Consider the following 25,315-nt stretch of genomic DNA (forward strand, 5'->3'; position numbering starts at 1 on the left):
TTTTTTCGTATTTTGCATTAATTGTAATTGTCCTGAAAATGGCGAAATTTCATCAAAAACTGTGAAAGGTATAATCCTAGCCGGTGGATCCGGTACCCGTTTACATCCTTTGACCCTAGCCATGAGCAAACAACTCATGCCTGTGTACGATAAACCTATGATCTATTACCCGTTGTCAATCTTAATGACTGCCGGAATAAACGAGATCCTGATTATTTCTACTCCACATGATCTTCCACATTTTCAGAGATTACTCGGCGATGGAGTAAATCTTGGTTGTAAATTTTCCTATGCTGAACAAGCTGTTCCTAACGGACTCGCACAGGCATTCGTTATTGGTGAAAAATTTATCGGAAAAGATAAAGTAGCACTTATTCTTGGTGACAATATTTTTTACGGAACGGGATTGCAACAAGTACTTCAAAGCAATATTGATCCCGATGGCGGAATTGTATTCGCTTATCATGTAAGTGATCCGGAACGTTATGGTGTCGTAGAATTCGACAAAGACAAAAAAGCGATCAGCATCGAAGAAAAACCTCTGAAACCAAAATCCAATTATGCCGTTCCCGGATTATATTTTTACGATAATTCTGTAATTGATATTGCAAAAAATCTTAAGCCTAGTCCACGCGGTGAATATGAAATCACTGATGTCAACAAAGTCTATCTTGCAAAAGGGAATCTGAAAGTCGGCATACTCGATAAAGGTACTGCCTGGCTCGATACAGGAACATTTGCTTCACTGATGCAAGCCGGACAATTTGTTCAGGTCATCGAGGAAAGACAAGGATTGAAAATCGGATGTATTGAAGAAATAGCATACCGTCAGGGATATATAACAAAAGAACAATTACGCACTATTGCCGAACCCCTCGTAAAAAGTGGTTATGGCAAATATCTGCTTTCATTACCGGAGAATTAGATTTTTAGTAAACACAAGGCAGTCTTTCACCCCATCTAATGGGACGTTTGTAAAAAAGAAGTTTGCCATATTACTTAAATTGTAAACTTTGGTAAATAACCAAGAACTATGAAAAGAACTATACTCGTAACAGGTGGCGCAGGATTTATCGGCAGCTCGCTCGCTGAACGTCTTGCCCGTGATCCCGACAACTATGTTGTTATCGTTGATAATCTTTTAACAGGGTCACTATCGAAGGTTCCCAAGTCTGTTCATCAGAATGTGAAGTTCATCAAAGCTGATGCTAATGATCTGATGGATCTTTCAAGCATCTTCCATGCATATCGATTTGATTATGTATTTCATTACGCTGCTGTTGTTGGCGTGAAAAGAACTCTTGCTAATCCGGTCATGGTACTGAATGATATGACAGGGATCAATAACGTACTTAATCTTTCGAAGAACACGGGTGTGAAAAGAGTATTCTACACATCATCATCTGAAGTATATGGTGAGCCGGTTGAATTTCCACAGAATGAATATACGACTCCATTAAATTCACGATTGCCTTATGCAATTGTAAAGAATGTCGGCGAAGCTTATCTCCGCTCTTTCAAACGTGAATACGATCTTGATTTTACGATCTTCCGTTTATTCAATACCTACGGACCAAAACAAAGTTCTGATTTCGTTATTTCGAAATTCCTTATCGCTGCTTTAAAAGATAAAGACATTACAATTTACGGTGACGGCTCCCAGACAAGAACATTCTGTTTCATCGAAGATCATCTTGATGCTACGATGAATGCCTTTTATAATAACTTACTTGTTAATGATGTTGCCAACATCGGATCCGATAATGAAATGTCGATGCTTGAACTTGCGAAATTCATAATCAAGCAAACCAATTCCCGTTCCGCAATTGTTCATCTTCCTGCTCTTGCTGAAGGCGACATGACTCGCCGTCGTCCGGATGTTACAAAAATGAAAGATCTGCTGAATCGTGATTTTACTTCGCTTGAATCGGGGTTGAATTTGATTTTGAAGAATAGTCAGTATGTTCTTCAATAAAAGACCGTAATAATTTAACACGAAGAGCACAAGTTCACAATAAGCACACGGATTTCTTAGTACAAATTCCGTGTTCTTATTGTGAACTTGTGCTCTTCGTGTTTAAAAAAATCGGAGCATCGAACTAAACTATTGCCACGTTTTTTTGTTACTTTGCTATCATTTAGCAGATCATGCATTCACTCTCACATTTCCAGCAACTAATCGAAAAAGGCCTCTCAAGCCTTGAGCTCGACAAAAAACCTGCTGAGCTTTACGATCCGATTCAATACATGCTCAATCTGGGCGGTAAAAGAATGCGTCCTGCTTTGTTGTTGATGAGTAATGAAATGTTTGGTGGAAATCCGGAAGAGGTAATTTCACCTGCACTTGGAATAGAAGTGTTCCATAATTTTACCTTGCTGCATGACGATATAATGGACAAGGCTCCATTGCGCCGGACAAAGGCAACGGTCCATGAAAAATGGAATGCAAATGTTGCAATACTTTCCGGTGACACTATGTTTGTTCAGTCATGTCAACTAATGATGAAGGTGAATGACAAATATCTCAGAAAGGTCATGGATCTTTTTATGAAGACTGCCATTGAAGTTTGCGAAGGACAGCAATACGACATGAATTACGAATCAATCGAAAAAGTCAGTCTCGATGAATACCTCGAAATGATCGCCCTCAAAACGGCAGTACTTCTTGGTGGATCTCTTGCTATTGGCGCCATTTGCGCTAATGCAAAAGACGATGACATTGAAAACATTTATCACTTCGGAAAAAAATTAGGTATCGCTTTTCAATTACAGGATGATATTTTAGATGCTTACGGCGATGCTGAAAAATTCGGCAAGCAGGTTGGCGGCGATATCATTTCGAATAAAAAAACTTTTCTGCTTATATCCGCTTGTGAACAAGCAAAAGGAAAACAACTCGAACAATTAACTTTTTCATTAAATCAAAAAGATTTTAACGCAGAAGAAAAAGTAAAAACTGTTATTGCTGTTTACGATGAATTAAAGATCAAAGAACAAGAAGAACAAAAAATGGATCAGTATTTTCAGGAAGCAATGAAGCACTTAAAAACTATTCAGGTTGCTGATGAGAGGAAAGAGTTGCTGGTTTCGTTTGCGGAGAAGTTAATGGTCAGGACATCTTAAAAAATAAAACACTAAGATCACTAAAAGTCAGCACAAGAGCACAAGCATCATAAAGTGTTCTTGTGACGAATTTTAGTGATCTTAGTGTTAAAAAAAAATCGAAGACATCCACTTTCCAATAAAAGAAAGGGGTTCAAAGTGTTACATAAACACCTTAAACCCCTATATCACTTTATTCTATTCTAACCAATTTCTAGTTACTATTCTCTAACAACAAACTACCAATTTCAATTATCCTCCGCCCGTATCACCTGCACCGCACCATGAAACGTTTTAGCAGGACTTGGAATATCGATGACGTAATAGTACACATCGGATTTTAATCCAAAGGCATCCCAATCATTTCTATAGAATTCACTTTTGAAAACAAGCAATCCCCAACGATCGTAGATGAATAATTTTGTATTAGCAGGAATGTTTTTAATAACGAAATAATCATTCTGTCCCGGACTTGATGGATATGGTGTAAATACATTCGGAACAGTGAAAGGAGAAAATTCAACAACTAAATAATCTGTTGTCGCTCCACATCCGCCTGATGTCGTAATTGTAAGTGCCACCGAATCCAATGCATAATCTTCTGCTGACGGAGTATAGGTAGCATTCAGACTTGTATCACTCGGAGAGAATGTTCCTGTGCCTGTAGTTGTCCACGTTACACCACTTACATTTGTAACAACAGGCGCTAGTGGAATAGTAACACCGTTGTCGCTTAATATCAATGTATCATTTCCCGCTTCGACTGATGACGGATGCGCAATTGTAAGTATAACAGTATCCTGCAAATTCAGACACGCTCCTGTAGTAGTTAAAAAGATCATTACCGAACCTGAAGTCGTATCGTTTGTTCCCGGTGAATACCCAACATCCTGCACATTTGCAGCCGGTGAAAATGTTCCGTCGCCTGCTGTTGTCCAGACTATTCCACCTGCATTCTGCTGCGTACCATTTAAAATGATCGTATCTCCGATACATAACAACTGATCGTTTCCTGCTGCAGGAATACCCGGAGGAATTACTGTAACAGTGATAGAATCGGAAGAAGTACAACCATAAACATTACTTGCATCTATATAATAAGTAGTAGTTACAAGCGGACTAACATAGATAGTACTATCTGTTTCACCATTCGGACCCCACAGATAAGTTGTTCCTCCTGTTGCATTCAATGTATCCTGTTGGCCGTAACAAATTGTTCCCTGAGCAGCAGTAGCAACTAATGTCGGTGCCGGTGAAACGTATAATGCCATTTCCGCAGTATCATTTGCGCAAGGGAAATTCGACACCACCATATACAAATGAATATAACCATTGTCTGTTGCAGATGGTGTATAAGTAGGTGCTAATAAAAGTGTGTCATCGAAAGTTCCGCCGCCATCACTGTACCAATATTGCGTACCTGTGTTGATCGTTCCAAAAACCTGAAACGAAGAATTGTTACAGATCGCTGATGAATCAGGAAGAATAGACGCTATCGGATGTGCATTGATAGTAATATTATAAACAGAAGTATCGCTGTTACACCCAAAAGAATTTGTTTCGAATACAGTTACAACTCCTGTTCCTGCTGTTCCCCATACTACCGATAATGTATCCTGTGTCAGATTCAATGTTGAAGAAGTTGCAGTATCTGCACTCCACGTATAAGTTGAACCTACTGTTGTCGTAGAATTCAGAATAAATATTTCAGTGGAATTGTCACAGATCAATGTGTTCCCTAATATTCCTGGAGCAACAGGCTTTGGATTTACAGTTACGTCAAGTGTATCCATTGGCCCAATACAATTTGCTGAACTCACTTCATAAACTGTTACAGTTCCCGGACCGGGCGATCCCCAGATAAAACTGTTGAAAGTTCCGACAGGACCTAATGCATATGATCCATTTGTTACATCCCAATAATATGTAGAACCTGCTGTAGGAGTAATAAAATAAGTCATTGTAGAACCTTCGCAAACTGATACCGGTCCGCTGATCGTTGGTGCTGCAGGAAGTGGATTAACAATAACTGAAACACTTTGCACTATTCCTGAACAACCAAAAGCATTTGTGTCGACTACATCAATTGTTCCTAACCCTGAAGCTGTCCATTGAATGCGGATACTGTCTGTTCCTTGTCCGGAAAGTATTGTTCCGCCACCAACAGTCCACGTATAATTTCCACCGGTCGGAGAAACTGTGTAGTAAGTTGCAGTATCATCAATACAAATTTGTGCAGGAGCTACGATCGGATTAGTTACCGGCAACGGATCAACAGTTACCTGTATTGTTTGAGATGCTGTACATGATCCTACAGTTCCTGTAACAGTATAAACATATGGTGAACCTACAGCAGTTAATCCGGAAATGGAAGTAGTATCTGTAATGGCACCGCTGGACCATAAATAAGTATTGGCTCCACTTGCATAAAGATTTGCAATTCCACCTTCACAAAATGTTGTATCCGGAGTTACTACAAGTGTAACTGAATCGATAACTGAAACTGTAGTCGACAAATTATACACACATGTTGTTGCACTATCAGTTACTGTTACATCGAATGTATATGTTCCGGCACCACAAGTTGCAAAATCAAATAACTGAGAATTTCCAGTTGCTGAATTCGGATTTGTACATCCTGGAACTGTTGTCCAGTTATATGTTGATCCCGACGATGCACCAAAAATTGCAATCGTAGATTCTAATAACGGATCAGCAAGACACAAAAACGATGTTGATGCAGTTATGATCGGCGGAGGTTGAATCTGTACAGTATCACTCGCTGTTGAATCACATCCAAAACTATCAGTCACTAACAAATAAAATATTGTTGGCGTATTTACATCTGCCGAAGCGATCAGACTTGTTGCATTGGTAATGGTCAAACCGGGATCATCGCTCGTCCATAGATACGTCGTTCCTGGATTTGCATCACTGCCGGTACCATCCAATGTAATTGTCGTAGTAGCACCAAGACAAATCAGATCCGGATTTACAGTTGTAACTGCTGCCGGTTTTGGAAGAATAGAAACAACAATTGCTGAATCGATTGAACAACCACTTCCTGAATCACGGACATTCAGATTAAATGTATCGGCTGTACAAACAATTGCAGTTGTAGAGATCTGTGTTGAATCAGCAATTATACTTGAGCCAGTGTTTGTCCATGTATAAACCATACCTGACGTACTTCCAATTCCATCAAGTGTTACCGTCTGACATCCACAGATAGGAGCAACCGGCGCTACACTTACTGAAGGCGGTGCACTTAATGTCAGAGTGTAAGTTATAGTTTGTGTACAAGTTCCTGTCGATCCGTCAATCGTAAAAATTGTTGTTGTTGCAGGAGAAACTACTTGCGTTGCTAATGTCGGATCAGCGAATCCATAAGGCGGATTAGAAGACCAAATATAATTGTTCGCACCATTTGCAGTCAATGTTGCAGAGTCGCCATCACAAATTTGTGTTGGACCAGTAACAGACATTGTTAAACCGGTGATGACATCGAATGAAGCTGTAACAGTATCAATACAACCGGTTCCAGCATCAGTGATGATACATGTAAAATAATATGTTGAAACAATTCCTGCAGGAAAATCAGCAGTGATGTCAGATGAATCAACTGCTGCTGAAGTGATCAAAGCATAGTCAGGTGATAATCCCCATTCATAGGTTGACCCAGGAGTTGCACCGGTAACCGTAAATTGATTCTGTAACGGCGATTGCGTCACACATAAATTTGCATTTGCAGAATTGATAGTTGGTGGCGGATAATGTGATAGGACAATACATGATGGATTTGAAACACAACCATTATCATCTGTTACTGTTACACAATACGTTTCATCTGTATCGAAAGCAATCGGACTATCGCTGGTACTATCACTTAGTCCGGCTGTTGGACTCCAGGAATAAGTATAAGGCGCTGCACCGTTGTTAACAGTTGGAATTATCTGATATGTATCGAACGGACAAAATTGCTGATCGAATCCCGCAAAGACTAATGGGATTTCATTAACGACAACATCAACAAACGTATCAGCAACACAACCTAATGAATCGGTTACAGAAACAAACATTGTGTACGGTCCGCCGGCGGTCAGACCGCTGACATTCGGAGAATAACAACTTGTGCAATCAAACGCTCCCGGACCAAACCAATCTACAGAAGTTATGGTTAAAGCTGAAACTACGTTTACGGATAAGGCAGCATCTTCTCCTTCGCAAATAGTGACCATTGGTCCCGGATCTGCAAATGGTTTTGGAAGAAGATTGATAACTGTTGTTGTAGTTTCAGGACCACATACACCATCAACAATTAACGTTACAGTATAAGACGAACTTGAACTGGTAAAAGTGTGTGATACATTCTGTCCATTGGCTGTATTGTCAACACCTGAAGCCGGATCACCAAAATCCCAGATCCAGTCTGTAATGTTTGGATCCAGATAAGGTGGATCGGGTAGAATAGAAGCATTGCCTTCAAAGAAGATCGGAGTTCCGGGACAAGATACAGTTGGGTTGTATGTAATCGTCGGATAAAGTTCTTGTACAACAATATCCTGACTTACGCTTTTACATCCGCATTCTGTATTACAAACTCTTAAGGTAATTGTATGATTGCCGATCGTAGCAAAGTTTACAAGTGTATCTGCTCCTGATGCAGGAATGTAGGCGCCTGCATCTAATCTCCATTCGTAAGTAATATTTGTTCCGCCATGCAGCGTTGTCGTATTCGTCAGATTTACATCAAGTGGAGCGCAGCCGTTGTTCGGATTTGTATTAAAGTTTGCATCCGGACGTGCAATGATGGCGTCATTTGGAGTTGAAGCAACGATGTTAAATCCTTCCTGATTTCCCGATTCTCCATCAACCATGATGTAATACTGTGTTCCACTAGTTGTAGGAAATGTAACACTCATTGTACCAGCGGTTCCGCTACTTCCCGTTGTACAAAAACCTAAGGGTGTTAATACCGCACATGTTCCGGTGTAAACTTCCATCGCTAATCCGGGATTATTATCGATTCCCGTTACGGTAACTGTTGCTGTTCCGGTATTATGACTGAAGACCGTAAACCAGACACTATTGTCTACGATTCCATCGCCGCAACCTAAAACAGGATCGGTTCCGGTTGTCGTCGCACCAACAGTGGTGCGGCTTGTAGTGCTATTGGCGCATAATGCGATGGCTGCTGAACAATTATCTTGTGCTTTAGCAAAAGAACAGATGAACAACAGTAAAAAGGTGCTGATGAGTAATTTCATTCAATTGTATTATAAGCAACCAAAATAGACTAATATTTGATGGTTCTATTTTGAATTCAAATTGAATTATTAACATTCAATTGTATGAAATTACGAATGGAAACCGTTAAAATAAAGTCTCCAAATCATGCCATAAAATTCACGCTTTGTATGCATCTTTGTTATTCCGATGAATAAAAATGCTGCAGACATTCTGAACCTATTGTCAAAACTGACCTTGCGGCGTTTTGCAAATTTCAGCAAGGTCATTTTGGGATATTATATGTCGCGCATCAGCGGGAAAGTTCATGTCTATGGACTTCCATTCTCCGTCTCAATTGAACCTACCACATCCTGTAATCTGAGATGTCCGGAATGTCCCAGCGGACTGCGATCTTTTTCCAGACCTACCGGTATGCTGGAAACTAAATTTTACACTTCTGTTCTCGATCAACTGCATCGCGACTCACTTTATGTGATCTTTTATTTCCAGGGCGAACCCTATTTGAATCCCGACTTTCTTCAAATGGTCCGATATGCAAATTCAAAGAAAATGTATTCGGCCACTTCTACTAATGCACATTATCTGAATGATGATGTTGCTAAAAAAACCGTAGAGTCGGGACTTGACCGGTTGATCATTTCCATTGATGGCACTACGCAGGAAGTTTATGAGCAATATCGTATCGGTGGGCAATTGACCAAGGTTTTAGAAGGAGCAAAAAATATTATCAAATGGAAAAAAGAACTGCGGTCTAAAACTCCATATGTTGTATTTCAGTTTTTAGTAGTTGCTCCGAACGAGCATCAATTAGCAGATATAAAAAAACTGGCAGCAGATATCGGTGTCGATGATATTGCATTCAAAACTGCTCAGATAAATGATTATCAAAACGGGAATTCTTTGATTCCTGCAAATACCGAATTTTCGCGTTACAAAAAATTGCCGGATGGAAGTTTTGCTCCAAAAAACAAGTTACTGAATCATTGCTGGAAGGTTTGGCAATCTGCGGTAATAACATGGGACGGAAAAGTCGTTCCCTGCTGTTTCGATAAGGATGCGCAACATCAGATCGGTAATCTATCTAATGAATCGTTCGAGTCGGTCTGGAAAGGAAATTCATTCCGGAATTTCCGACAAAGTCTCTTAAAAAGCAGAAAAGAAATTGATATTTGCAAAAATTGTTCAGAAGGCGGAAAGATCTGGGCTTAGTGCAATTCTCCATTTTAAATATTCAAAACTATTCTTTAAAACATCATATCTAGTTTATGATAATCAATAAATCAGAAGTCTTTGTAGGTCATGAAGGCGCTATTTACACTTTAGAAAAAAGTCCGGATGCGGATTTCTTTTTCTCCGGCGGCAGTGATGGCATTTTATCGAAATGGGAAAAACATAATTTTATTCAGCCGGAAGCTTTCAGTAAAATGAATTCACCCATCTATGCTATCAGGTGGATCAAGGAAAGATCGTTGTTGCTTTCAGGAACAGGGCTGGGAGAATTTTATGCGATTGATGTTGCCACGAAAAAACTGATCCTCGCTTCCCGCTTTCATGAAAGCGGAATCTTCGATATTCAGTTCTCTTTATACAATCAAAAGATCTATACCGGATCAAGCGGAGGTGAGTTAGCAGTATGGGACCTGAACACATTTGCATTGATCAAAAAAATACAGATCACAGCAGGCAAGGTTCGTTCGATTGCAATTTCTAATGATGATTCAGAACTTGCAATAGCATGCGGAGATGGTACGATCAGAATATTAAATGCAACAGACCTTTCAGAAAAAAAATCAATTCCTGCACATGAGAAATCCTGCAATTGCGTATGCTATCATCCTGACAAAAAATATCTGATTAGCGGCGGCCGAGATGCACATCTGCGGATCTGGAATACCGACGACTATTCTATGTTCATGGAAATTCCTGCACACAATTATGCTATCTATTCCATTGCATTTTCCCCTGACAACAAATATTTCGCAACCGCCAGCAGAGACAAGACAGCAAAGATCTGGAACAGCAACGATTTTCTTTTCGAGCATCGCATCGACAGAGAACAATCTAATGCACATTCTCATAGTGTAAATAAAGTTTTGTGGTTGGAGAATGATGAGTTGTTGACTGCCGGGGATGATCGACGGGTAATGTTGTTTACAATTGAAACCTAATGTTACAGGTTTCAGGTTACAGGTTACAGGTTGGCAACCTGCAAACCTGTAACCTGAAACCTGTAACTGCACTATTTAAATTAAAAAAATGTCTCAAACTATTTCCCAACTTGCCATAGTAGTAAACGACTACGACGAAGCAATAAAATTCTACACTGAAAAACTTGGTTTCATTCTATATGAAGACAAAGTCATGAGTGAAACGAAACGCTGGGTAGTAGTTGGTCCGAAGGATTCGGATTGTAAATTGTTACTTGCGAAAGCAGCGAATGAAGAACAACGAACGCGAATAGGAAATCAAACGGGAGGAAGAGTGTTTCTTTTTCTTTATACCACAGACTTTTGGACCGACTACGATTTAATGAAATCGAAAAATGTTGAATTCGTTAGAGAAGCTGTAGAGGAAGAATGGGGAACTGTGGCAGTGTTTAAAGATCTGTATGGGAATCTTTGGGATTTTGTACAGAATCGATAAGCCGGGTAGACAGAGATTGTTCCTTTAGTAATGTTTCAAGTTTGTTGCCATTGAAATATTAATTCAAAAATGAAACTGTGTACCTTAGAAAACGAAAAGGTCCTTTCAGGATGACCCTGTTAACAAGGGAAAACGTTGCGGCATATCAGTAAGTCAACAATTGTCATCCTGAAAGGACCTTTTCGTTCTAAACTTTATGATTTTTGTAGCATACGCTTTATTTAAGAATAATTTTCAACATAAATTAAAAAGTTGGTTAGCGAAATCAATTTTAAACCAAAAACGAACTTTTTCTCCAACTTTAAAAAAAATGAAACCTTACTAAAATTCGCCCGTTATAAAAGGCGTGTTTCATGTTAAGTTTAAGTTAAGTAATTTGAATTGTTGATCAAAGAGCTCCGGGTTAATTCTCGGAGTTTTTTGTTTATGGCCTACGGCCGGTGAGTAGAAAGTAGTGAGTAGTGATTAGCACCGGTTACAAAATTGAAATAGTCTGCATAAAATTAAAGTTTGAAAATTGAAAGAGGCTCTTGGAATAAATACCAAGAGCCTCTTCTATTTTAATTTGTAATTATCTGTCTAGCTTGTAGCAGGCGCTATTCACTTTTCACTTTTCACTTTTCACTTTTCACTTTTCACCACTCACTCTAACTATATCGTCATTATCTCCTTCTCCTTCGCCTCAAGATGTTTATCGACCAAAGCAATAAACTGATCCGTCATTTTCTGGATCTGGTCTTCTAAACCTTTTGCTACGTCTTCAGGAATAACTTTTCCTTCTTTCTTTATAAGATCATTGGCTTCTTTACGGATGGTACGGATACCAACTTTGCCATGCTCTGCTTCTGCTTTTGTTTTCTTCACTAAATCTTTTCTGCGTTCTTCTGTCAATGCAGGAATGTTGATTCGCACAACAGTTCCATCATTCTGCGGAGTGAAACCCAGATTGGAATCGGTGATCGCTTTTTCAATTGGCTTGATCATCGATTTTTCCCACGGCTGAATTGCCAATGAACGAGCATCAGGTGTTGTGATACTGGCTACTTGTGAAAGCGGAGTATTTGTTCCATAATAATCTACCTGGATCATATCCAGCATCGATGGATTCGCACGACCGGCGCGGATCTTTGTTAACTCTGCTTCAAGATGATCAATTGCTTTTTGCATGTGTGCTTTTGATTCACTGATCAATTTATTTGTATCTAACATAAGCTAAGATTTATGACTTTAATTTATGATTTTAAAATTCAACAAGTGTTCCAACTCTTTCTCCCTCTAAAACGCGCAGAAGATTTCCGGGTTTATTCATATCGAATACGATGATAGGAACTTTATTTTCATTACACAAAGTGAAGGCAGTAAGATCCATCACTTTCAACCCTTTTTCATAGACTTCATCGAATGTCACTGTTTCATATCTGACAGCATCTTTATCTTTCTCCGGATCCGATGAATAAATTCCATCTACACGTGTGCCTTTCAGGATCACATCAGCACCGATCTCAATCGCTCTAAGTGACGCTGCTGTATCAGTTGTAAAATATGGATTTCCCGTTCCCGCTCCGAAAATAACAACACGGCCTTTTTCCAAATGTCGAACTGCGCGGCGCTTGATATAAGGCTCACAGATCTGTTCCATCTTAATGGCCGACTGCAACCTTGTCTTCACTCCTACTCTTTCCAAAGCCGACTGTAAAGCCATGCTATTGATCACAGTCGCAAGCATCCCCATGTAATCGCCCTGAACTCTGTCGATCACATCTCCGGCATCATTGCCAACACCACGGAAAATGTTCCCTCCGCCGATAACAACAGCTACTTCCACTCCCTCATCAACGATAGACTTGATCTCTTCCGAATACTTTCGTAACCGGTCGTGATCGATTCCAAAATCCTTTTCGCCCATGAGGGCTTCACCGCTGAGTTTTAAGAGTACGCGTTTGTATTTCATAGAAGGGAGTTTCTGTATGCGAAGATATTCATTTTTTTGTTCAAGGTTCAAAGTTCAAAGTTCAAAGTTGGCTTTGTAGTCACCTACAACGCCAACTTTGAACTTTGAACTTTGAACAAGTTAAGGGCAAAAAAAAAGGAGAACCTTCGCTCTCCTTATAATCTTTTTTACTTATTACCCGATTTTCACGCGTTTCATCGCTGTGATATGGGCGTTTTTGTCAACGCTTTCCAAGTACTGACGAACCGTTTTCTTTTCGTCTTTAATGAATTGCTGATTTAACAAAGTATATTCAGAATAGAATTTGTTGATCTTTCCTGCTGCGATCTTTTCGATCATGTTCTCAGGTTTTCCTTCAGCGCGGATCTGCTCTTTTGCAATTTCCACTTCACGCTCAAGTAATGTAGAATCTACATCGTCTTTATCGATCGCTACCGGCGCCATAGCTGCAACTTGCATTGCAATATCGCGGCCTGCATCAGCAGCCGTTTGATTCGTTGTATCAAAAGCTACAACTGACGTAAGTTTGTTACCCGGGTGATTATAGATGATCACTTTTTCTGCATTCACATATGCGAAATCTACTAGATCGATTTTTTCACCGATTCTTCCCATCTGATCAACTAATGTCTCAGCAACTGTTCTGTCACCAAGTTTCATTGCTTTCAGTTCATCTGCAGATTTAGCTTTATTGCTAACAGCAAGATCAAGAATTGACTCACCATATTTCAGGAAGTCAGCATTTACAGCTACGAAATCTGTTTCGCAACAAACTGCAATTACAAAACCTTCTTTGCCGTCTGCAGTTACTTTTCCGAAAACATAACCTTCTTTCGCTTCACGATCCTGACGGTTCGCTGCGATCTTCTGTCCTTTTTTACGTAAAATGTCAATAGCAGCTTCAAAATCACCATTGGCTTCCGTCAATGCTTTTTTGCAATCCATCATACCGGAACCGGTCTGTTGGCGAAGTTTGTTTACATCTGCTGCGCTGATTGTTGCAGTAGTCATTGTTATATCTCCTTATTGATTAATGTTCGAATTATTTTTTACGTGGTCCGCCCGCTGGTGTATTCGTACGACGTGGACGACCTTTTCCTGCTGCTCCACCTTTTGGTGCACTTGCCGGAGCTCCACCTTCAGTTGATGGCTCTTCGTCGAAGTTAAGTTCCATTGCCATTTCAGCATTCTCAGAACCTTCTTCGCCTTCTTTTTCTTTCTCTACTTCTTTGTCGATCTTACGTTCAGCTAATCCTTCTTCGATAGCTTTCACCATAGTATCCATGATGATTGCAATTGATTTAGTAGCATCGTCGTTTGCAGGAATTGCAAAATCAACTTGTGTAGGATCTGTATTTGTATCAGTGATTGCGAAAGTCGGGATATTTAATTTGTGAGCTTCTGCTACTGCAATGTGTTCTTTCACTGTATCGATGATGAACAATGCAGCAGGTAGACGACTCAGATCAGAGATCGAACCCAGGAATTTTTCCATCTTCGCTTTCTGACGAGAGATCTGAAGACGCTCTTTCTTGGAAATGTTGTCGAATGTACCATCCGTCGCCATTTTCTCGAATCCTGCCATCTTCTTCACCGACTTACGTACAGTAGCAAAGTTAGTCAACATTCCGCCCGGCCATCTTTCTGTGATGAAAGGCATGTTTACTTTTGTTGCACCATTTGCAACGATCTCTTTAGCTTGCTTCTTTGTAGCAACAAACAAAACCTTTTTACCTGATTTTGCGATTTGCTTTATAGCTGCTGCTGCTTCGTCGATCTTAGCAACTGTTTTGTTTAGATCGATAATGTGGATACCACGTGCTTCCATGAAAATATATGGAGCCATTTTCGGATTCCATTTGCTTTTCAAGTGGCCGAAGTGAGCACCTGCATCTAGTAAGTCTTGATATGAAACTCTTGACATTGAATTGAAGTTGACGAATGAATTTATTTTTATAAAGACAACGGAAAAGAGTTTGGATAAACTCTTTTCCGCCATCGTAATATTAACGTTTAGAGAACTGGAATTTCTTACGCGCTTTCTTCTGTCCCGGCTTCTTACGCTCAACCATACGAGGGTCACGCGTCAATAAACCTTCTTTACGAAGTGGCGATTTGTTTTCTTCAGCAACCTTCACAAGAGCACGTGCAATTCCTAAGCGTGCAGCTTCTGCCTGACCTTTGATACCACCACCATCAACGGTGATCTTGATATCATACGTCTCAACTACGTTGATTACAGTTTGGGCTTGTCTTAAAATATATTGCAACGGACCTGTAGGAAAATATTCCTTGAAGTCACGTGAATTTACTGTAATGTCACCACTGCCCGGCGCTAAATACACGCGTGCAATTGATGTTTTTCTACGGCCGAGAGAATGGATCGTTGCCATGTTTAAATCAGTTCTTTTGATTAAAATTTAACTTCTTTTGGTTTTTGTGCTGTATGCGGATGCTCTGTTCCTACGAATACATATAGGTTACGGAACATCTCTCTTCCTAACTTTGTTTTAGGTAACATTCCACGAATGGAGTTCTCTAAAATCAAGGCCGGATTTTTTTTCATCCACTCTGTAGGAGTCGCGAAACGTTGTCCACCCGGATAACCCGTGTGACGTACGTATTCTTTTTCCTGCATTTTATTGCCGGTAAAGCGAATCTTTTCAGCGTTAATAACAATTACGTTATCACCGCAATCCACGTGTGGAGTGTAATTTACTTTGTGCTTACCACGCAACATTTTGGCAACTTCAGAAGAAACTCTTCCAACTACCAGGTCAGTTGCATCTACTAGCACCCATTCTTTATTGACTGTTTTTGCGTTTGCAGAAACAGTCTTATAGCTCACTGCGTCCAATTTACTTAATATTTATAGTGTTATTTTCCAATAAATAGCTTTCCCACGAAGGGGTTGCAAAAGTAGGATAATATTTCTTACTAACAAATGCTTGTGCAATTAATTTATCACGACTGATGTGGTTAACAGCGGTTTTTATTGAAAAATTTCGGAATGCGGATTTCGGATTTCGGATTGATCGGTAGTAATTCAACTGTTTTATTTCAATTAACTCCCTTTTTAGGTCAAAATCGGCCTTCTGCTTTGGATTCAACATCTTTGATGAGGCGGAATAATGGGAGGGTCCGAACAAAGAAACCGACGAAAAAAGTTGCTAAAATTAACAACGACATCCATCCGATTTCCTGATGTTCCAGAAAAAAAGTCACCAGAACGCCGCCAAGAAAGCTGTAAACCATCAAATAAAGGACCTCAAATTTAACAGCAGCCGATCCGATTCGTTTTTTACGCATGACACGCAAAATCAGCATCGTTATAATTAAAAGCAGGATCAAATACGGCAAATAGGCAGAGTGGCTCATTTTTAGATGTTTAATTGAATATCACATTAATTCCCGCGAAAATAAACAAATTTGTACTCTTATTGTTAAAACTTCAACGCACTTTTATATGTCATCAATTTTAATCACCGGCGGAACCGGACTTGTGGGAACTCGCCTGGCGAAACTGCTTAGTCAGAATGGACATCAAGTCTCTTTGCTCAGCAGATCTTCCGGAAATTCAGAACACAAAACTTTCATCTGGAATCCCGAAAAAAAAATCTTCCCAATAGAAGCTCTTAATAATGTTGATTTCATTGTGCATTTAGCAGGCGCCGGAATTGCTGATAAGTACTGGACGAAAAAGTATAAAGAGAAAATTGTCAGAAGCAGAGTTGATTCTGCAAATCTGATTTTCGAAGTGCTGAAAAGTAATTCGCATCAGGTAAAATGTTTCATTTCTGCATCAGCCACCGGATACTATGGTGAAAGCGGCGAAACCTGGGTCGATGAAACGCGACCTCCTGCTGATGATTTTTTGGGAAACACATGCAAGGTCTGGGAAAAGTCTGCCATGCAATTCGAAACACTCGGAATGCGAGTAGTAATACTCAGAACAGGAATTGTACTTGCAAAAGAAGATGGCGCAGTGAAACCAATGGCGCTTTCGGTGAAATTATTTGCGGGTGCTGCTTTCGGTGATGGCGAACAATATATGCCTTGGATCCATCTCGATGACCTTTGCAGAGAATATGAATTTGCAATTAGCAATCAATCGCTGCATGGTGCTTACAATGCTGTAGCACCATCTCCTGTAAAAAATTCTTTCTTCATAAAGACATTAGGAAAAGTTCTGCATCGCCCCATCTGGCCGATCAATATTCCGGGATTTGTTTTGAAAACAATTCTTGGGGAAAAAGCAGTTGTCGTATTGCAAGGACAAAGAGTAACGAATGAAAAGATCAGACAGGAAGGGTTTGCTTTCAAGTATAATGATGTGAGAGTGGCGCTGGAAGAGGTTTTGAAAAATGAAGTGGAGTGAAGTGGAATGAAGTGGATGAAAAAATGAATGAATGAAGTTGGATCTGCGAGATCTGCGGGAAATAAATAAACTTGAAAAACTTTCACACTTACCTATAAGTAAAGATCAAACTACAAAAAAAACAATGAACTTCTTCTGGTTCCGCCGCGATTTAAGATTAGACGATAATGCTGGACTTTACCATGCACTACGTTCAGGCAAACCGGTGCAATGCGTTTTTATTTTTGATACGGAAATTTTAGAAAAACTGGAAAACAAGAATGATCTGCGGGTTGTTTTTATTCACAGACAGATTTCAAAACTTAACAATGAATTAATTGAATTAGGTTCTTCTCTGCTTGTCAGATACGGAAAGCCCGCAGATATATGGAATTAACCTTGCAAAAGAATTTAAGATCGAAAATGTTTTTACCAATCACGATTACGAACCGTATGCTAAAGTACGTGATGAAGAAATAAAAATATTGCTTCAGAAAAAATCAATTCAATTCAACACGTACAAGGATCAAGTCATCTTTGAAAAAAGCGAAGTGACAAAAGATGATGGATTGCCATACACCGTCTTCACACCTTTTATGAAAAAATGGCGATCCATAGTAAAACCGTTTCATTTAAAATCTTATCCGACAGAAAAATATTTCGACGCATTTGCAAAAACAAATCAAGGATCAATTCCATCATTAGAACAAATGGGCTTTAAAGATTCTGTGATTGAATTTCCAAAACCAAAAGTTTCAAAAGATATTTTAGAAAATTACATTCAACAACGCGATATACCATCTGTCAAAGGAACTTCACGACTTAGTATTCACCTCCGCTTTGGAACAATCAGTATCCGCAAACTTGTCAGGCAAGCATGGCCTTATGAGAAATGGGTGAATGAATTGATCTGGCGGGAATTTTATATGATGATTATGTGGCATTTTCCGCATGTTGTCGATCAGGCATTCAAAAGTCAATACAACAAGCTGCCATGGCATCATAACGAAACTGATTTCAAAAAATGGTGTGAAGGTAAAACCGGTTATCCGATCGTTGATGCCGGAATGCGCGAACTCAATGAAACAGGTTTTATGCACAACCGTGTGCGAATGGTCGTCTCTATGTTCCTGACAAAATATTTACTGATCGACTGGCGCTGGGGTGAAGCATACTTTGCACAAAAACTTCTTGACTACGAATTGTCGAGCAACAATGGTGGCTGGCAATGGAGCGCAGGAACAGGTGTTGATGCTGCACCTTATTTCAGACTCTTCAGCATGAGCGAACAAACTAAACGCTTTGATCCGGAATTAAAATACATCCGCAAATGGGTCCCTGAGTTTGAAGATTTTTCTTATCCGAAGCCGATTGTTGATTATGCGTTTGCGAGGAAGAGGTGTCTGGAATTCTTTAAATCAAACTTGCCGAAATAGGTTTGAAATACAAACACAAGAACACTGAGATCACAAAAGTTCACGGAATTTAAATTTTTCATAGCCGAAACTATGCTTATACAAATTAGTGGTTTTACCTGAAAAAATAAAGGTAAGTTTGAAATAGCAAGGATGTTTATAAAAACAATTGCTGTTTCTTTTTCAAATGCCTAATTCCGTGAACTTTTGTGATCTCAGTGTTCTTGTGTTTAAACCTACCTGGAAATAACTTATTTCACTAAGTCCGGTTCAAACTCCAGCGAAACCGAATTCATACAAAACCTTTTATAAGTTGGCGGCGGACCATCATCAAAAATATGTCCTAGATGCGAATCACATCTTGCGCAGATCACTTCTGTCCTTTCCATTCCATATGACTTATCCACTTTATAGATCACACTGTTTTTTCTGAGTGGTTCAAAAAAACTCGGCCAACCGCAATCACTTTCAAATTTTGAATCGGATCTGAAAAGTTTATTACCGCACACAGCGCAGTAATATGTTCCGATTGGATTTTTGTCCCAATACTTTCCGGAAAACGCACGCTCAGTACCATTCTCCCGGGAAACATTGTAAAGTTCTGCCGACAAAATTTTTTTCCATTCTGCATTACTTACATTCAGGTGCGTCGTGTCTGATTTTGAATAATACGGATTGTTTCCGCGTCCTGATTCCTGTTTTTGTTTGGCAGAACATGAAATCAAAAAACATAGGGTTGCAATTAAAATCGGTTTCATAAATGATTTATTATTCTTTCTAATTCCCAATAAAGGTAAGTATTGAAGGTGATATATATTATTCTTTGTCTTGCTTTAATCTTACAATAATATTTCCCGCAGATTTGCGCAGAAGACGCAGAAAATCCGCAGAGATCTCTGTGAGATCGTATTGGTTTGTGAACTAGACTGAATTTATATACCCTAAGAAAACAATTAATTCCAAAGGAATTTCTGCGGATTTTCTGCGTCTTCTGCGCAAATCTGCGGGAAAGAAAATTCAGCTTTGCGCAAGTACATCGTATGCCGGCTCGTTCGGTGTGCAAGCGGCGTTTGTACATAATAACACCAAACAGAGCGTTGATCAGGTGGCAAACAATACACTTCGTATTATCAACAACGCTCCCACTCCTGTAAGATTTCATGTGAATTTTTCACTTCCTTCAGGCTGGGAATATTTAGGAAATCCTGAAAAAGACGTTGAATTGGCAGGAAATGATTCCATTTTCCTTCCTGTTCGTTTAATTGTGAACCGCGATTCAAAAGGTGGTACAAGTTATATTGTAACTGCCTGGTTGTCATCTGACAAAGGCGTTCAGTTTTCTTCACAAAACTGGTATGTAACAATACCTATACATTCCGAATGGAGTGCCAATATTCCGGTCAAACAGCAGTACTTCATAACAGGTGTTGATTCCTCCGGATTCAAAGTCCGGTTCCGAAATACGGGAAATGCCGATGAACAAATTCGCATTTCCCTGATCCCTGATCATAGAATAGAAGTCTTGCGACAGAGTGATGGCGGAGCAGCTCTTCTGACATTTACACTAAGCTTACCGGTCGGCGCAGATACTGTGCTGACTTTTCCCGTTAATAAAAGAGCTGAAGCAAAGAACATCGGAAAAAAAGATGCCGATCTGCATGCTGCTCCTTCAAAAGAATTATATACTATTCAGGTGTTGGCAAAAGCTTTGTCGAGCACTACAAGCTGGAGCGGAACAATTCAGTTCTTTAAATTGGGAAATACCGTTAAGCAAAATGAATTCGGTCGCTCTGCAATTCCATTGGTACTTGAAGCAAATGTCTATGATGTGCTTTCCGACGGAACGACTATGTCACTCGATGCTTATGGCAGTGTTTTCCAAAAGAAAATACGATCATCAATTACCGTTTTCAAACTGTGTTCATCACAAATTTCCTTGAACAAAATTCTTTCCTTGGTAACAATCACTATATCGGATATTTCTCAAACAATGCAATTGTTGAAGTGGGAGAAGTAAATGGCTGGGGAAGAAGTTTGTTGACAGGAAAAGGAATCAAAGCATCTTACACATACGGCAAAAACACTGTTGGCGCCATGTATACAAGAGGACCGGGCTTCTTTAAAAATAATTTTTCTGAAGGAATGGGTTTTTACCATAGTTTCAGAAATAAAAAACTGGTCTGGAATAATTATTATTCTACTCAAAAAAATGAAAGACTTTACTCAAAGACTGATCTTGCAAATACATCAGTAAGTTATAAGATAAATCCTCATCACCAGATTTTATTTGGTGGTGGCGCAAGTATCGACAGTTATAAAAGAGATTCTGTTAGTTCTGCTGTTCCGGGTTTTGGGTACGACATGACTTATTCAGGAAGTTATAATAAACTGAATGGCTCTCTATCCTATTCTACCGGTACAGGAAATTATGCGCTTGCTCATGGAACAACGATGATCTCGGGTCGTGCAAACTATAATATCAATGCCAAAAAACTGATTGCATTTTCATATCAGAATTTTAAACAACGTCCGGAATACTTCTTCAACGGAGTGATCACATCAGGCTCACCAACCCGGTCAGACAGATATGAGTTGCGTTATGGAATTCAGTCTCCAACTGCATTTGCATTTCTAAAACCAACGTACATGTATGAAGAAAATCAAACTCTTCGTACAAGAACGAAAGGACTCGGAGTAGAATACAATCTGAGAAACCTGCAAAGCGTAAGGATCTCTACAAGTGGTTTCTTCGGATACGCAAAAGCGATCGACTATGATGTTCCTGATTTCTTCATGGCAAGAATGAGTGTTTTTGCAAGATGGAGCAAAATGTTTGTCAGCATGCGTTATTACTATGGTGCTAACCAGATCTCTGAACAAAAACGATTCATTAATGATAAGATCACTCCACAATCGGTGCACATTGTTGGCGCATACGATTACTGGATGGCTGGTGGAAAATTACTTCTGACCACTACTACTAATCTTATGTATGAATCGTACTTCAAAAAAGTTAATTTCAGATTACGTCCGGAGCTTTACTATTATACTAAGACAGGAATGCGACTTTCATTCTATGCATCATATATGAGCACTAAACAAGGTGCAAATCCAATGCTGGAAGACCGTCCGGGAAAAGAAGATTACGAGGCTACAGCAAACAGCGAATTGAGTTTAGGATTCGGCGTCAGAAAACAAATCGGTATTCCTGTTCCCGGTAAAAAATACATTTCCACTACTGTGATCATATTCAAAGATCTTAACGGAAACAGGAAATTAGATGCTAATGAAGAAGGTGTGACAGACATGCTTGTAAATATCCGTCCGCTTCATTTCAAAAATGATGGCAGTGATACAACTTCAATGGATAAAACACATGGAGAAGATTTCATTACAAATACAAAAGGCGAGATCACCTATGAAAATATTCCTGCCGGTACTTATAGTGTAAAATGTAATTCATTGGTGTCTCAAAGCGAATGGTTCGATGCCAATAATGGCGAATACCTGATGGACAAACGCCAGACTATCTATATTCCACTGACAAAAGGAGTGCGTATAACAGGCTCTCTATTGGTTGAACAAGACAAATATTCAAATTCTGATGTCAAACTTGACATAGCGAGAATCCGGGTAACAGCAATTGATTCTTCAGGAAAAACGTATTCAGCACTTACTGATGGAAACGGAAGTTTCATGATGTACGTACCAACCGGTATTTACACATTAACCGTAAATGAATCTGCCTTAGGAAGTAATTATATGTTATTGCAAAATAAGATCAATATCGACTTGAGTTATTTCTCTGACAACTTCAGTATCACATTTAACGCTGTCGAAAAGAAGCGAAAAATGAACATAAAAAAGTTCAATCTGCAAGGTGAAGAGCAAAAATGACAAAACTAACCTTAATGTCATTCGTAAATATTAGCAAAACCATCCAAAAACCAACCAATGAAGATTATTTGTAGATTATTATTCGCAATCATCCTGCTCTCGTCGGGCGTAATAAAAGGACAGAATGTGAGTATTTCACCAAGCAGACTTTATTATAAGACTGCAATTGGCGAGTACAAAACCCAGGAAATTAATATCACTAACAGCTCAAAAAATAAACAAGCTTTTGTGATCTCATTCTCTGACTTTGAACCTGCAGGAATTGAAGGCAAGTCACGTTTCATGAAACCGGGAGAAAGCGAGAACTCATGTTCGCAATGGCTGAGCGCTACTCCATCGTTCTTTGAATTAGAACCGGGAACTACACAAAAAGTTCAGGTACTGATGCAAGTTCCGGCAACACCGGAAGCGAATAAAGTAAAGTGGGCTGCAATGCAGATCAAACTTGCTAAAGAAAAACAAGGTGCTGATGGCGCAGACAAAAATGCAATCGGACTAGGTATCACTGAAACATTTCAGTTTGTTGTTCACGTGTTTCAATCGCCACCAACAGTGGTTGACAAGAGCGCTGAACTTGTAAGCTTCCGTGAAATGCCATCAACAGAAACCGATTCAGTACGTATATTATTATTAAAAGTAAAAAATAACGGAGAATCAATCCTTGACTGTGCATCGTATCTTGAATACACGCACTTGCAAAGTGGAAAAGACGACAGACAAAAACCTTTTGCTTTCACATTATTACCGGGAGCATCAAGAGAAATCAAATTCGCTATTCCAAAGGAATTGTCAAAAGGAAAATACTCTGTCTTAGGCGTTGTCGACTTTGGCAGCAGAGAAAATGTACTGGCAGCAGAAATGGAAATAGATCTGAAATAGCTTTGATCCACAAGTTAAATCAGAATTAAATAAAATTAAAAGAATGACTTTATTGAAAATGCTAGCTTTAAATAAAGGAGTTCAATTAATAGTACCGGAATTAAGTAGAAATGCCCAATTCTGGAATTATAGTGAAGAGTGGGATAAAACTGTAAGAACGCACTACACTTTATCTAATACTCACAAACCAAACGACACATATTTGTAGTGTCCAATACACAATTATTATTTAAACAAATTAAAAAATCACACCCCCCAATGAAAATGAAATTTATCTCACGTGTGTTAACAGTAGCAGCAATTACATCAGTATTTGCAGTTAACACTTCGAAAGCACAGCTTTCAGATCAAGAGTATGTAGCTGTTACAATGGACCTACAAGGTATCCTTGAACTTAACATGACTACTGAACCTCAAGTTGACTTCGTGTTCAACACGATTCAAAAATACCAGGTTGGTATTACAAAGTACAATGCTACTCGTCTTGAAGTAGAATCTACTGTACCTTGGGATCTTTATGCTCAACCAAGTACTCAATACTGGACGCAACAAATTGCTTACGGTGCAGGTACTAACGGTCAGGGAACAATTCCTTCTGAAGTATTAGAAATGCAGGCAATCCAGTCAAACTCTGTTGCTGCTCCTCTAACATTCAACAGCTTCATAGGTCTTTCAAGTAATGCAGGTGCAAACACTGCTTCATTGACTCCATCAGCGAACACGCAATTCCTTGCGGGTGAATTTGCTCAAGGTGTTTCTTCAAGCTACGCTCCATCAACTTCAACTTCTAGTCCGTTGACAAACAAATTCCTTATTCACTACCGTATCAAACCGGGTGTTCCAGCGAACTTCCCTGATTTGACAACTCAGTACCCTGCTCTTGCTGCAACTACGTTCACAGCATTGACTCCGTATGCTCAACCGGGTTACTATGATCTAGAAGTAGTTTATACTCTTACAGAAGATCTATAAGCCATAAAAATCCTTTAGGATTTTAAAAAAAAGAAATTTTTGCACGGCCCTTCAGGTGTTTTTTTTTGAGTAGAATTGAAACATTCAGTGCTATAATGAGTAAATCTCCCTTGAGGCTCCTACAGCCTTACACACATGCATCAAATCAGAAAGATCATTCTTATTTTTTTTATTTGTCAGTTGCCGAATTTGAGCAAAGCTCAAACAGTCGACATCGACCTGATCAGTGCGACCAATGTTGATTTCAGATTTGACACATTCTACAAGCTTACCAATGGTATTTTCATTGCCAATGCAATAACGTTTAATATAGAAGCGATCGGTACTCAGTGGGATCTTTATATGGGCTCAGTGACATCTGTTCCGGGTGTATGGGACAATGTTCAGTATTATGGTTCGAGTGGAAATAGCGCACCGAGTGTAAATGTTGTCCAGACCAGAGTTCACAATTTAAGTGGTACGCCACAGATCTCCGGATTTGTTCCACTACAGGATATTGCTACATCTACATTAGACATTATCGGTAATCATAATATCGTTGACGCCGCTGTAAATTGTTCTGATCCTTCACCTGTAGGAACAAATACTGCCGGAAGTTATCTTTCCGATCCGCAGTGCTACCAGTTCCGCGTTGACTTAAGAATTGTTCCGGGATATACTTACAGACCGGGGTTGTATACTTTGCAGATTGAGTTTATTGTGGCGCCGGATTTGTAATTCGAGATTCGTAATTCGTGGGCGGCCTGAACTTTAACACTAAGATCACTAAAAATCATCACAAGAACACGTGTTGATGCTTACTTTCTATTGTGCTCTTGTGCTAAAAACTTAGTGACCTTAGTGTTTAAT

At 39.4% G+C, this 25,315-nt stretch carries 21 protein-coding genes and 1 pseudogene; 13 read left to right on the forward strand and 9 right to left on the reverse strand.

Going from position 1 to position 25,315, the window contains the following annotated elements:
- Window positions 1–61 precede the first annotated feature (61 nt).
- The 3 genes from rfbA to IPL24_13280 all read left to right on the forward strand — a co-directional run bounded on the left by rfbA (window position 62) and on the right by IPL24_13280 (window position 3,123).
- Window positions 62–925: a glucose-1-phosphate thymidylyltransferase RfbA gene (gene rfbA, locus IPL24_13270; GenBank protein ID MBK8364583.1), complete on the forward strand. Its 864-nt coding sequence runs from the start codon at window positions 62–64 to the stop codon at window positions 923–925.
- 108 nt (window positions 926–1,033) lie between these two features.
- Window positions 1,034–1,975: an NAD-dependent epimerase/dehydratase family protein gene (locus tag IPL24_13275; GenBank protein MBK8364584.1), complete on the forward strand. Its 942-nt coding sequence runs from the start codon at window positions 1,034–1,036 to the stop codon at window positions 1,973–1,975.
- Between the two features lie 173 nt (window positions 1,976–2,148).
- Window positions 2,149–3,123: a polyprenyl synthetase family protein gene (locus IPL24_13280; GenBank protein MBK8364585.1), complete on the forward strand. Its 975-nt coding sequence runs from the start codon at window positions 2,149–2,151 to the stop codon at window positions 3,121–3,123.
- Between the two features lie 227 nt (window positions 3,124–3,350).
- Here the strand turns inward: IPL24_13280 and IPL24_13285 are convergent, their stop codons facing one another.
- On the reverse strand, window positions 3,351–8,369 hold the full coding sequence (locus tag IPL24_13285) for a gliding motility-associated C-terminal domain-containing protein (protein MBK8364586.1): 5,019 nt from the start codon (window positions 8,367–8,369) through the stop codon (window positions 3,351–3,353).
- 169 nt (window positions 8,370–8,538) lie between these two features.
- Between IPL24_13285 and IPL24_13290 the strand changes: the two genes are divergently transcribed.
- The 3 genes from IPL24_13290 (at window position 8,539) to IPL24_13300 (ending at window position 10,995) form a co-directional block, all read left to right on the forward strand.
- Window positions 8,539–9,561: an SPASM domain-containing protein gene (locus IPL24_13290; GenBank protein ID MBK8364587.1), complete on the forward strand. Its 1,023-nt coding sequence runs from the start codon at window positions 8,539–8,541 to the stop codon at window positions 9,559–9,561.
- 56 nt (window positions 9,562–9,617) lie between these two features.
- Window positions 9,618–10,520, forward strand: a complete 903-nt coding sequence (locus IPL24_13295; protein MBK8364588.1) for a WD40 repeat domain-containing protein — start codon at window positions 9,618–9,620, stop codon at window positions 10,518–10,520.
- Between the two features lie 88 nt (window positions 10,521–10,608).
- Window positions 10,609–10,995, forward strand: a complete 387-nt coding sequence (locus IPL24_13300; protein ID MBK8364589.1) for a VOC family protein — start codon at window positions 10,609–10,611, stop codon at window positions 10,993–10,995.
- 651 nt (window positions 10,996–11,646) lie between these two features.
- Here the strand turns inward: IPL24_13300 and frr are convergent.
- The 7 genes from frr to IPL24_13335 all read right to left on the reverse strand — a co-directional run bounded on the left by frr (window position 11,647) and on the right by IPL24_13335 (window position 16,324).
- Complete coding sequence (gene frr / locus IPL24_13305; GenBank protein ID MBK8364590.1) at window positions 11,647–12,204, reverse strand: ribosome recycling factor; 558 nt, start codon at window positions 12,202–12,204, stop codon at window positions 11,647–11,649.
- 31 nt (window positions 12,205–12,235) lie between these two features.
- Window positions 12,236–12,946: a UMP kinase gene (locus IPL24_13310; GenBank protein ID MBK8364591.1), complete on the reverse strand. Its 711-nt coding sequence runs from the start codon at window positions 12,944–12,946 to the stop codon at window positions 12,236–12,238.
- Window positions 12,947–13,120: 174 nt separating this feature from the next.
- Window positions 13,121–13,957, reverse strand: coding sequence for an elongation factor Ts (locus IPL24_13315; GenBank protein MBK8364592.1), 837 nt, complete (start codon window positions 13,955–13,957; stop codon window positions 13,121–13,123).
- A 31-nt stretch (window positions 13,958–13,988) separates the two neighbouring features.
- Window positions 13,989–14,870, reverse strand: a complete 882-nt coding sequence (rpsB, locus tag IPL24_13320) for a 30S ribosomal protein S2 (protein MBK8364593.1) — start codon at window positions 14,868–14,870, stop codon at window positions 13,989–13,991.
- Window positions 14,871–14,952: 82 nt separating this feature from the next.
- Window positions 14,953–15,339, reverse strand: a complete 387-nt coding sequence (gene rpsI, locus IPL24_13325) for a 30S ribosomal protein S9 (GenBank protein MBK8364594.1) — start codon at window positions 15,337–15,339, stop codon at window positions 14,953–14,955.
- Window positions 15,340–15,359: 20 nt separating this feature from the next.
- A complete protein-coding gene (rplM, locus tag IPL24_13330; GenBank protein MBK8364595.1) occupies window positions 15,360–15,803 on the reverse strand; it encodes a 50S ribosomal protein L13 in 444 nt (147 codons plus the stop codon).
- 224 nt (window positions 15,804–16,027) lie between these two features.
- Complete coding sequence (locus IPL24_13335) at window positions 16,028–16,324, reverse strand: hypothetical protein (protein MBK8364596.1); 297 nt, start codon at window positions 16,322–16,324, stop codon at window positions 16,028–16,030.
- An 88-nt stretch (window positions 16,325–16,412) separates the two neighbouring features.
- On the opposite strand from IPL24_13335, the gene IPL24_13340 reads away from it, so the two are divergent.
- Together IPL24_13340 and IPL24_13345 are read left to right on the forward strand one after the other, a co-directional pair.
- Window positions 16,413–17,324, forward strand: a complete 912-nt coding sequence (locus IPL24_13340; GenBank protein MBK8364597.1) for a TIGR01777 family protein — start codon at window positions 16,413–16,415, stop codon at window positions 17,322–17,324.
- A 124-nt stretch (window positions 17,325–17,448) separates the two neighbouring features.
- Window positions 17,449–18,739 (forward strand): annotated as a pseudogene (locus IPL24_13345) (deoxyribodipyrimidine photo-lyase).
- 230 nt (window positions 18,740–18,969) lie between these two features.
- Here IPL24_13345 and msrB read toward each other — a convergent pair.
- Window positions 18,970–19,476 carry a peptide-methionine (R)-S-oxide reductase MsrB gene (msrB, locus tag IPL24_13350; protein ID MBK8364598.1) on the reverse strand — a complete coding sequence of 169 codons (507 nt, stop codon included), beginning with the start codon at window positions 19,474–19,476 and terminating at the stop codon, window positions 18,970–18,972.
- A 347-nt stretch (window positions 19,477–19,823) separates the two neighbouring features.
- On the opposite strand from msrB, the gene IPL24_13355 reads away from it, so the two are divergent.
- The 5 genes from IPL24_13355 (at window position 19,824) to IPL24_13375 (ending at window position 25,183) form a co-directional block, all read left to right on the forward strand.
- Window positions 19,824–20,735: a hypothetical protein gene (locus tag IPL24_13355; GenBank protein MBK8364599.1), complete on the forward strand. Its 912-nt coding sequence runs from the start codon at window positions 19,824–19,826 to the stop codon at window positions 20,733–20,735.
- Window positions 20,636–22,615 carry a carboxypeptidase regulatory-like domain-containing protein gene (locus tag IPL24_13360; protein ID MBK8364600.1) on the forward strand — a complete coding sequence of 660 codons (1,980 nt, stop codon included), beginning with the start codon at window positions 20,636–20,638 and terminating at the stop codon, window positions 22,613–22,615. The genes IPL24_13355 and IPL24_13360 overlap by 100 nt, the downstream gene beginning before the upstream one ends.
- A gap of 57 nt (window positions 22,616–22,672) precedes the next feature.
- Window positions 22,673–23,494 carry a molecular chaperone gene (locus IPL24_13365; GenBank protein ID MBK8364601.1) on the forward strand — a complete coding sequence of 274 codons (822 nt, stop codon included), beginning with the start codon at window positions 22,673–22,675 and terminating at the stop codon, window positions 23,492–23,494.
- A 264-nt stretch (window positions 23,495–23,758) separates the two neighbouring features.
- Window positions 23,759–24,466 carry a hypothetical protein gene (locus tag IPL24_13370; GenBank protein MBK8364602.1) on the forward strand — a complete coding sequence of 236 codons (708 nt, stop codon included), beginning with the start codon at window positions 23,759–23,761 and terminating at the stop codon, window positions 24,464–24,466.
- Window positions 24,467–24,601: 135 nt separating this feature from the next.
- A complete protein-coding gene (locus IPL24_13375) occupies window positions 24,602–25,183 on the forward strand; it encodes a hypothetical protein (GenBank protein ID MBK8364603.1) in 582 nt (193 codons plus the stop codon).
- Window positions 25,184–25,315: the final 132 nt, after the last annotated feature.

Source organism: Bacteroidota bacterium, assembly GCA_016711505.1.
Taxonomy (GTDB): Bacteria; Bacteroidota; Bacteroidia; order AKYH767-A; family 2013-40CM-41-45; genus JADKIH01.

What these genes read in the sequence shown, in the direction of transcription:
- IPL24_13275 (MBK8364584.1), top strand. Translation starts at nt 1,034, where the DNA reads ATGAAAAGAACTATACTCGTAACAGGTGGCGCAGGATTTATCGGCAGC.
- IPL24_13280 (MBK8364585.1), top strand. Translation starts at nt 2,149, where the DNA reads ATGCATTCACTCTCACATTTCCAGCAACTAATCGAAAAAGGCCTCTCA.
- IPL24_13285 (MBK8364586.1), bottom strand. Translation starts at nt 8,369, where the DNA reads ATGAAATTACTCATCAGCACCTTTTTACTGTTGTTCATCTGTTCTTTT.
- IPL24_13290 (MBK8364587.1), top strand. Translation starts at nt 8,539, where the DNA reads ATGAATAAAAATGCTGCAGACATTCTGAACCTATTGTCAAAACTGACC.
- IPL24_13295 (MBK8364588.1), top strand. Translation starts at nt 9,618, where the DNA reads ATGATAATCAATAAATCAGAAGTCTTTGTAGGTCATGAAGGCGCTATT.
- IPL24_13300 (MBK8364589.1), top strand. Translation starts at nt 10,609, where the DNA reads ATGTCTCAAACTATTTCCCAACTTGCCATAGTAGTAAACGACTACGAC.
- frr (MBK8364590.1), bottom strand. Translation starts at nt 12,204, where the DNA reads ATGTTAGATACAAATAAATTGATCAGTGAATCAAAAGCACACATGCAA.
- IPL24_13310 (MBK8364591.1), bottom strand. Translation starts at nt 12,946, where the DNA reads ATGAAATACAAACGCGTACTCTTAAAACTCAGCGGTGAAGCCCTCATG.
- IPL24_13315 (MBK8364592.1), bottom strand. Translation starts at nt 13,957, where the DNA reads ATGACTACTGCAACAATCAGCGCAGCAGATGTAAACAAACTTCGCCAA.
- rpsB (MBK8364593.1), bottom strand. Translation starts at nt 14,870, where the DNA reads ATGTCAAGAGTTTCATATCAAGACTTACTAGATGCAGGTGCTCACTTC.
- rpsI (MBK8364594.1), bottom strand. Translation starts at nt 15,339, where the DNA reads ATGGCAACGATCCATTCTCTCGGCCGTAGAAAAACATCAATTGCACGC.
- IPL24_13335 (MBK8364596.1), bottom strand. Translation starts at nt 16,324, where the DNA reads ATGAGCCACTCTGCCTATTTGCCGTATTTGATCCTGCTTTTAATTATA.
- IPL24_13340 (MBK8364597.1), top strand. Translation starts at nt 16,413, where the DNA reads ATGTCATCAATTTTAATCACCGGCGGAACCGGACTTGTGGGAACTCGC.
- msrB (MBK8364598.1), bottom strand. Translation starts at nt 19,476, where the DNA reads ATGAAACCGATTTTAATTGCAACCCTATGTTTTTTGATTTCATGTTCT.
- IPL24_13365 (MBK8364601.1), top strand. Translation starts at nt 22,673, where the DNA reads ATGAAGATTATTTGTAGATTATTATTCGCAATCATCCTGCTCTCGTCG.
- IPL24_13370 (MBK8364602.1), top strand. Translation starts at nt 23,759, where the DNA reads ATGAAATTTATCTCACGTGTGTTAACAGTAGCAGCAATTACATCAGTA.
- IPL24_13375 (MBK8364603.1), top strand. Translation starts at nt 24,602, where the DNA reads ATGCATCAAATCAGAAAGATCATTCTTATTTTTTTTATTTGTCAGTTG.